This window comes from Providencia sp. PROV268 (assembly GCF_028477805.1).
Taxonomy (GTDB): Bacteria; Pseudomonadota; Gammaproteobacteria; order Enterobacterales; family Enterobacteriaceae; genus Providencia; species Providencia stuartii.
Map to the genome: position 1 here is coordinate 1 of NZ_JAMPLW010000043.1, position 8,004 is coordinate 8,004.

The following is an 8,004-nucleotide window of genomic DNA, read 5'->3' on the forward strand; positions in this document are numbered from 1 at the left end:
CCTCCGTGGGCATGTCACCCATCAAGTTAATAGAAGATGCAGGTTTAACAGCTTTTAATTTTCCAGTAAAATAGAGTTAACGTGTAATTTATTTAGTGAAATTACCTGTTTTATTAATATTAACCTCTTAAACCAAAACAGGTAAATCACAATATATTATTCCTCAATTAAAAAAACAAATTAGAATTAATATTTGTTTTTATTACTTACAATCTCTATTTAACATCTCATTATATTGTTGCTTTCCACATTATCAGATCGGCGATATTTCATACACCAATCCATCGCGATTACCGAGGTCCGGTGCATAGTAGGATTCTACCGGAAAATAGAATAGACGATTACGGACACCATCAAATAATACATTTTCCTGATAGCTTCTCGGGAATTTCTGCATCCGCTTCCAGTTTTTTCCGCCGTTGTGTGATACCCGGATATGCTCAGGGTCGTTAAACCGAAAAGTGAATATCAGACTATTATCTTTCCCTGCATACAGATCAGAAATCGAGTCTGTACCGGTTTCCAGTACTGGCGTGTAATTGCCGTTGCTGCAATCCAGCCGGTTGATGCTGTACCGCATACGTGGCTCGGTTTTGAGAACAAAATAAACCTCTCCTTCCGGTGTCACGGTCGGTTTACTAACTCGCCCCGGCAGCGACAGATACGCTTCCTGGCGTCCCGTCTGGAGGTTAATACAAGTCAGTGAGCTGGTGTCGCTTTCCTGCTTCCAGAAGATTGCCCGTTGTGAGGTGGCGAGCCAGCTGGGATCCTGTATATTGTAATGCTGATAACTACCGAGATCGGCACGTCCCCGCCCAGAGCGGTTCAGGTCGGCGAGTTTTTTCCAAGTCTGTCCAAAATCCATTGTCTGATACAATCGCTCATTCTGCGCCATCACGAAATGACCCGCCCCAGTAATCGCTAGGACATTCTCTTCCGCCCGCGTTTCTGGCGATGCCCATTGTTGTAGCCACTGCCAATGCAGACCACCGTCATTTGAATAAAATGCTGGTCTTCCTGGGGTGATATCATTCTTAAATACGATCAGGCAGCGCCCTTGATTATTACACTGCTGACTCAGTACGTTGCCGATAAAACGGGCCCGGACGCGCAGCTCCCCCTCCTGCTCCGTCATAATCTGAGTTAGCGGCAACCGTGGCCTGTAGGATTCAATTTCTCGGCCACTCCCTTTGCCAATCTGTTTTGCAATGTGCTTGTTGATCACCGCTTTGTCCGGATTAATTTGCAGATTAAGCAGCGGCACAGCGTTGTCATTAACGGGATCATCACGAAGCACTTTGTTGTAATGATACAGGAAATTACTGCGCTCAATATGATTCACTTTAATATCAATCGCATCGCTTAGGCCAGTGATCAAAACACCCTGTTCAACGCTACTGATAAGCAAAGATTTCATGATAATCGCGTTTTTTTCCGGCTGATAAGGACGAGTACGTTCCCATTCTCCGGCAAATCCAGCGAAATCACGTATGTACATAAAAGTTATGCAAATAATCAGCCCGACGGCCAATAAAGCAACTCGGATGCGACGATCAGTAAACATCAGGTCACCTCCTGAATATACGGAGCCTTATTCAAGCTACTTCGGAATGACACCAGATACTGTCGCACTTTCTCTATCCGTGCGGAGGTGACCGTGTATTTTTCGATAAAGCCGTTGGACAGCTCAGTTAACAGCATAATCAGGAAAAATATCGACATACTGAGAAAACTGCAATCAAGAAACATATCCCCGGCTTTCAACCAGTCCCATTTGTCAGGCATCACACCCGCTTGCCACCAGTCATGGAACGAAAAAAACAGCATCAACAACGGTAACACCAGACAGATGAGACCAATGGCTTTGTACGCCCGTTTCATTTGACGGTTGGGCATCATTATGCCGCTGTATTTGAGATATGCCTGTCCGTCCCGTTCGTTACACAGGCCGACGATCTGACCGTTCTCACCGTTAAGGATAAGCGTCATGGGGTCACCTTCGGTCAGAAAAAAATCCGGATGTCGGTAAAATATCGGATTTACATCTTCACTGAATGTATTGTAATAACAGCGGAAAGTGAATAGCACGCCCTCACAGAGAAACTGATAATCTCTATAATCGCGCCGCGATTTACCTGTACCAGTAAATCCTGTGGTCACACTGAGTGAACGAATTTCCCCTTGTAATGTGCTCAGAATGACCTGATCTGCATGGATCATATTATCCGGCGTCTGGGGTTTTGCTGTTTTTACCACTGCCTGTATATTTTTTTGCTGTGCGGCTATTGTTGTCTGCAGATCGTTTTGAGTGTGAAAGAGTGATAAATCTCCAGCCTGTACACGCCGAAGTCCCTCTTGCAAACGGTGTGTTCGTTTACTACTACTGACCAGCAATCCTTGAACACCGGAGCAAAAAAACCAAGCACCGATAATAAATGCGATCAACATGAGCAGAAATATGATAATACCAAATGATAAATTAAAAAAAACATAGCCAAACGCCCCCATCAGTAGCGTTCCTATCAGTGTTTTCAGGGCATTACGGGCTTTATCGGTACCTTTAGTCACGGGTTGCAGTGTTCCGTGGTCTGGAGCGACTAACCAGTGCAACCAGAATGTCCCATCAGCCAGCGGATGTGCACCGATATACACACGCTCGCCCTCTGTTAATTTTTCCGCAACAGAGATATCTTCAAATTGCTTAGCATACATCCAGAATACCTTATCTCCGGCTAGGATCCGGCGGTAATTCGTTTCTGGTTCGGCGTGCTTATCGTGGCGCACAAACGGCAAATCAAAAAAGCAGACATTTTTCATAGGCAACAGCACCATCCATAAGTAATCATACTACCCAGTAACGATTCTGATTGAAATATTAGTTAATATTTATATTTTGAAGATTAAAAATTATAAAAACACTCGGGCATGCTGACCTTTATTGTATATATTTTATATTGCTCCACATAGTGAGCCACATAATTGAAAACGTCAAAACAACGACACTTTCATCATTTTTTGATAATTTACCATACCAAATAGCAACTGCTCAGTGTTTCTTAATACTCAGAAAGGTATTTTCAACGAAATAACGGCATTGATATAAACACCAATCAATAGCTATATTACCTTAATTGCTATTTCCTTTTCTAGGTATTATATAGTGAGCCTTAAGATTTTTAATCGAATCTTGTAAAGCTTGGCCATTAATCTTTATCCTCTCCCATTAAAATGAAACAGCTATAATGAGATTTTCTGCCCAAAATTGCAGAGGTCGTTATAAAAAAGCCGGTTTTACTGAAAGGCGAATCGTCAATATTTTAAAACTCGTTGATTCTGGAATGAAAGTCGATGATCTTTATCGGCAACGTGGTATCAGTGTGCCACTGGCGGCAATTGGAAATCAAAGTACAGTGGTATGTAATCCAATGATGTTAAACCATTAAAAGAGCTTGAAAAAAACTCAACGCTTAAGTCAGCCTTGAAAACCATGCGATTAAAGCGCTTTTTGCAAAAAAGGTTGGTAGTAACTAACGGGGAAGACGTCCTGCGTTCAATCAATAAAAGAGGCAGGTTTATCAGTCAGTAAGGCTTGTCAGATGACTTTGTTGTCCGGGGCAACGTTTTATCGTCGGCAGTGAGATTGATGTGAAAAAAATCGAGCGGTGATCGAGGATATACAATCCGTTTTAACCCAGTCACCACAATCTGGATTTTGGAAATACGATTACCGTTTGCGATTTGAAGGCTATCCCTTTAATCATAAACGCGTTTATGGCCGTTTAGGACTCAATCTAAAATGTCGAGTTAAAAAAGCGCTCTGCGTACGTGAGAAAAGGCCACTAGCAATTGAAAAATACCGAATATTCAATGGGAACTAGTTTTGTTGCTTGATAACATGGGTATCTTCTCTGCCCGATATTCCCCCAGACAAGCATTTAACATATTGACGATAAAATGTGAAACCTGCTCCAACATCCGCTTCTTATTTCAACAAAGAGGTAGGATTACACTATAACACGTACCACTACTACGCCCCAGATTTAGGTCGTTTTATCCAACGAGACTCGATAGTGCTGGTAAGTGGACTGAATTGTACCAGTATGCACCGGACCCTTTAATCTGAATTGACAACTCATTGGATTAAACAAATTAGATATATAAGGGATGACAGAAAAAAGCGAATCCCTGTCTATTTATCGAGGTTAAAATAGTGTATGAATAACTTTCAATTCTGGGTTAATTGTAATGATATCATCAATTATTTGATTATAAATAGCAGGCATCGTTTGTTTCCACCCCACCATATCTGGACGGTGCTCTATAGCCATGGGGGTTCTTAATAGCGTATGATCAATAATAGGCGTTGTTAACCCGTGTCGTGCACGGAAATTTTTTACGGCTTGGTATTCAAACGGCCACGCTAATAAAATTTCCATGTCTATTTCATAGCCTGTTGAACTTTGTTCATCAGTGTTGATACCGAATAGAGCTGACCACTCCACATGTTTATCACATAAAGTAATAAGCCATTCAGCGACAACATCATGATTTTCATGATAAAGTGCTTCTTGGCAAAAGCGTTGATAAAACGGATCAATAGGGATCCCCGCGCTTTCCCAATCTATAGTTTGATTTTTCTCACTAGCAAGTATTTCGATAGCTAGTACACCTAACTTCTGTGGTCGAGTGTACATCGGGAGTGATTCTGCCATTTTACCCGATTGAATACTTTCAATGATTTTATCGTAGCAAAGATGTCCAACTCTAAAATCGTCACAAGCGAAATCCATTAATAAAATTTCGCCTTGCTCAGCAAGGTTAAAAAAGCATTTGTGTCTTTTATAGTTATCATAATAACCCAATATATAGTTTAAATTCTTATGATAAAAAAAACGTTCAAATGTGTAGAAAACTTTATTAACTTTTTTATACAACTGAAACATATATATCATTGCAATTGATGATGCATTAAAGTCCAAAATAGACATATAATCAATATATTTATTCTCATTATTATCATGCATTACATCTTCAATGCTTTCAATAAAATCTTCATTTATAAGATCTTCAATATCATTAACATCCCTAGTTGTTTGATTGACTCTTTTTTCTACATATTTAATTACATCATTTGCTCTGGTCATTTATTTAAACGCCTCAATTATATAGAAAGAATCGTATTTATTATTGCTTGACACATTCAATTTATCATCAATAGCAACCGTTAATTTAAAACCTGTAATATTACTCTTACTGATATCTTTTTTAATTTCAACTAACATTTTCCTTTGAGCTCTACTTAAATTATAATCATTATGTCCTTGAACAAAAGATATATTTACTAGACCAGTATGCTTACTTATATTTCCAATATAATCTTTTTGAGATTCACTTGGCTCACCACTTTTTAGTGTTGCATTTGACCCAAACTTATCCTTCATCGTCGTTTTGATTTCAAACGAGACCCCACTCAGGTGACGGTGACTCAATTTTGCAAATGAAATCATCTTCATAATCATTCTTTATTTAAAGCTAACATACTGACTAACAACTGTATTCACTCATTCTTTATTGTTTTAACCCCTATGATTAAAACACCCCGCTCAAGATACTTTTTTTACTGCTTGCTTAATCCACTGCGACAAGCCCCCCTCCACCAGAACAGCCACAAGCCACTTTGTGACCTTCAAGTGCGACAGGAATTCCGTTGATTTTCATTAAACCGTCGCCCTCGACGATAGCACCAGTTTTTTGCTCGAAGGGCAATAAACTGATTCACTCACACAAGCGAATCCTTGGATTTGTTTGGCAAGGGAAGACCCCGTAAGCACTGTACCACCTGTGTTGGTGGTATCATTTTTTAAAATAATTTTACGACCATTAACTGTGCTACGCATTATTGACTCTATTTTAATGAGTCTATCTACATGGTTCAAAAACAGTTTAACCCGTCTAAATATTGTGCAACGAGACAGAGAAAGACAATGTTCTCTTTACGTATCTGCACTGTATTGATATTTTCCAGTACTTGCTTTAAGAATAACTCTTTTTCTTTATAGTTATCAGTAAATTGTTTATTCATATCCTTTAATAGAAACAATTCAATTTCTGATTTTAGTATCGAGGGTTCATTACCGATAACCAGATAGCATTTTTTGGCATAATCGATGATTTCACTGACGTTGTGTGATAAATCGAGAGTTTGATAATGTTCAATCATACCTTCTAACCATGCTTTACTTTTTGAGTCTTTGAACAAAACTACTTGCTCAAGATGCTCTTGTACCGTTTGAAATAACGGTGACTGTGCGTAAAATTTCCCACAATAGAGCATGAATGTTGTCTGCGTAACACACAAATATTGGCTTGCTCAACCAATAGATTCAAAATACACATAATTTTTCTTTAATTGATTAAACAAGGCCTCTCGCTTAATTTCATGGTGATCTAATGCTACGCGATGTTCTTCTTCAAAGTAGTGAACTGCATCAAGATAAAAAGCTTGCAGCTTATTATCACAAATAATTTGTTTTCTTTCTGCCGTCAGCTTCATGTTCATGACATTATCTATATTAACAGGCGGTAAATCTCCGCCTATTAATCGTAATTAAAATAACTTGTGAATCACTTGAAGCTCTGGATTAATCGTAATGAGGTCATCAATCATTTGGTGATAAATAGCGGGCATATTTTGCTTCCATCCTACCATACCTGGACGGTGCTCTATTGCCATCGGGGTTTTTAATAGCGGATGATCAATAATAGGCGTTGTTAAACCGTGTTTAGCTCTGAAATTTTTTACGGCTTGGTATTCAAACGGCCAAGGAATTAAAATATTCATTGATATCTCATAACCCGTTGAGCTTTGTTCATTGTCATTGTCCGAAAAAAGTGCCGACCACTCTATATGTTTATCACATAGCGTGATAAGCCATTGAGCGACAACATCGTCATTTTCATTATACAATGCTTCTTGGCAGAAACGTTGATAAAATGGATCAATAGGGATCCCCGCACTTTCCCAATCTATTGTTTGATTTTTTTCACTCGCCAGCATTTCGATAGCTAGTACACCTAACTTCTGCGGTCGGGTATACATTGGGAGAGATTTTGCCATTTTACCTGATTGGATACTTTCAATGATTTTATCGTAGCAAAGATGCCCTACTCTAAAATCATCACAAGCAAAATCCATTAATAAAACTTCACCTTGCTCTGAGAGACTATAAAAAGATTTATGCCTTTTATAAACATCATGATAGTCTAAAATTAAAACTAAGTTTTTATGAAAAAAGAACTTTTCAAGAGAGTAAAGAGATTCTTTTTTATTTCTATAAACTTCCAACAAATAAATAAATGCAATTGAAGGCGTATCAAAATCTAATGTTGATATATAGTCAATATATCTTTCTTCTTTATCTAGGCCTATAGATTCCTTAATACTTTTTGCAAAATCATCATCTATGCTGTCATTTACTTTAGATAGATCAGCCTTTGCATTTTTTATTTTCTTTCCTATATATTTTAGTACTCTATCAACTCTACTCATTTGTCTAAACCCTCTAGATAGTAAAAAAATAGATATTTATTGTTTCCACCAACATTAAATTTATCATCAACTACCACCGTTAATTTGTAACCAACAATGTTATTTTTACTCATTCCCTTAGAAATACTATTTAATAAGTCAAACTGTTCTTTATTTAAATTAAAATCATTCCTTCCAAATCTCATTGACTCTGTTGATTCTTTTGAATGATCTCTTATATTTTTCAAGTAATCTTTTTGAGCTTCGCTTGCTCCACTTCCTTTTGGTGTTGTATTAGCCCCAAACTTATCCTTCATCGTCGTTTTGATTTCAAACGTAACCCACTCAGGTGACGGTGACTCAATTTTGCAAATGAAATCATCTTTATAATCATTCATTATTTAAAGCTAACATACTGACTAACAACTGTATTCACTCATTCTTTATTGTTTTAACCCCATTGATTACAACAACCC

The 8,004-nt window shown here is 38.2% G+C and carries 9 protein-coding genes and 3 pseudogenes; 2 read left to right on the forward strand and 10 right to left on the reverse strand.

The genetic code is table 11. The annotated features are described in order from the left end of the window. Window positions 1-253: 253 nt before the first annotated feature. The 3 genes and pseudogenes from PR699_RS19285 to PR699_RS19295 form a co-directional block, all read right to left on the reverse strand. Window positions 254-1,564: a hypothetical protein gene (locus tag PR699_RS19285; RefSeq protein WP_014657651.1), complete on the reverse strand. Its 1,311-nt coding sequence runs from the start codon at window positions 1,562-1,564 to the stop codon at window positions 254-256. Next, window positions 1,564-2,817, reverse strand: a complete 1,254-nt coding sequence (locus PR699_RS19290; protein ID WP_040132422.1) for a hypothetical protein — start codon at window positions 2,815-2,817, stop codon at window positions 1,564-1,566. Before PR699_RS19290 ends, PR699_RS19285 begins: the two co-directional genes overlap by 1 nt. Before the next feature lie 118 nt (window positions 2,818-2,935). After that, window positions 2,936-3,199 (reverse strand): annotated as a pseudogene (locus PR699_RS19295) (transposase); the annotation flags it as partial. Window positions 3,200-3,242: 43 nt separating this feature from the next. Between PR699_RS19295 and PR699_RS19300 the strand changes: the two are divergent. Continuing rightward, window positions 3,243-3,877: pseudogene (locus PR699_RS19300) on the forward strand (transposase); the annotation flags it as partial. A gap of 79 nt (window positions 3,878-3,956) precedes the next feature. Next, the gene (locus PR699_RS19725; RefSeq protein ID WP_080574256.1) at window positions 3,957-4,118 is read left to right on the forward strand and encodes an RHS repeat-associated core domain-containing protein; all 162 of its coding nucleotides are present in this window, start codon (window positions 3,957-3,959) and stop codon (window positions 4,116-4,118) included. Window positions 4,119-4,202: 84 nt separating this feature from the next. Here the strand turns inward: PR699_RS19725 and PR699_RS19305 are convergent, their stop codons facing one another. The 7 genes and pseudogenes from PR699_RS19305 to PR699_RS19335 all read right to left on the reverse strand — a co-directional run bounded on the left by PR699_RS19305 (window position 4,203) and on the right by PR699_RS19335 (window position 7,926). Then, window positions 4,203-5,144: a hypothetical protein gene (locus tag PR699_RS19305; RefSeq protein ID WP_014657648.1), complete on the reverse strand. Its 942-nt coding sequence runs from the start codon at window positions 5,142-5,144 to the stop codon at window positions 4,203-4,205. Then, the gene (locus PR699_RS19310) at window positions 5,145-5,513 is read right to left on the reverse strand and encodes a hypothetical protein (protein ID WP_041705197.1); all 369 of its coding nucleotides are present in this window, start codon (window positions 5,511-5,513) and stop codon (window positions 5,145-5,147) included. Window positions 5,514-5,628: 115 nt separating this feature from the next. Beyond that, window positions 5,629-5,897: pseudogene (locus PR699_RS19315) on the reverse strand (PAAR domain-containing protein). A 35-nt stretch (window positions 5,898-5,932) separates the two neighbouring features. Beyond that, window positions 5,933-6,334 (reverse strand): hypothetical protein, encoded by a 402-nt coding sequence (locus PR699_RS19320; protein WP_004925079.1) that lies wholly within the window; start codon window positions 6,332-6,334, stop codon window positions 5,933-5,935. Between the two features lie 36 nt (window positions 6,335-6,370). Continuing rightward, a complete protein-coding gene (locus tag PR699_RS19325) occupies window positions 6,371-6,559 on the reverse strand; it encodes a hypothetical protein (protein WP_014657047.1) in 189 nt (62 codons plus the stop codon). A 48-nt stretch (window positions 6,560-6,607) separates the two neighbouring features. Further along, complete coding sequence (locus PR699_RS19330; protein ID WP_014657048.1) at window positions 6,608-7,549, reverse strand: hypothetical protein; 942 nt, start codon at window positions 7,547-7,549, stop codon at window positions 6,608-6,610. Then, window positions 7,546-7,926 (reverse strand): hypothetical protein, encoded by a 381-nt coding sequence (locus tag PR699_RS19335; RefSeq protein ID WP_014657049.1) that lies wholly within the window; start codon window positions 7,924-7,926, stop codon window positions 7,546-7,548. The genes PR699_RS19330 and PR699_RS19335 overlap by 4 nt, the downstream gene beginning before the upstream one ends. Window positions 7,927-8,004: the final 78 nt, after the last annotated feature.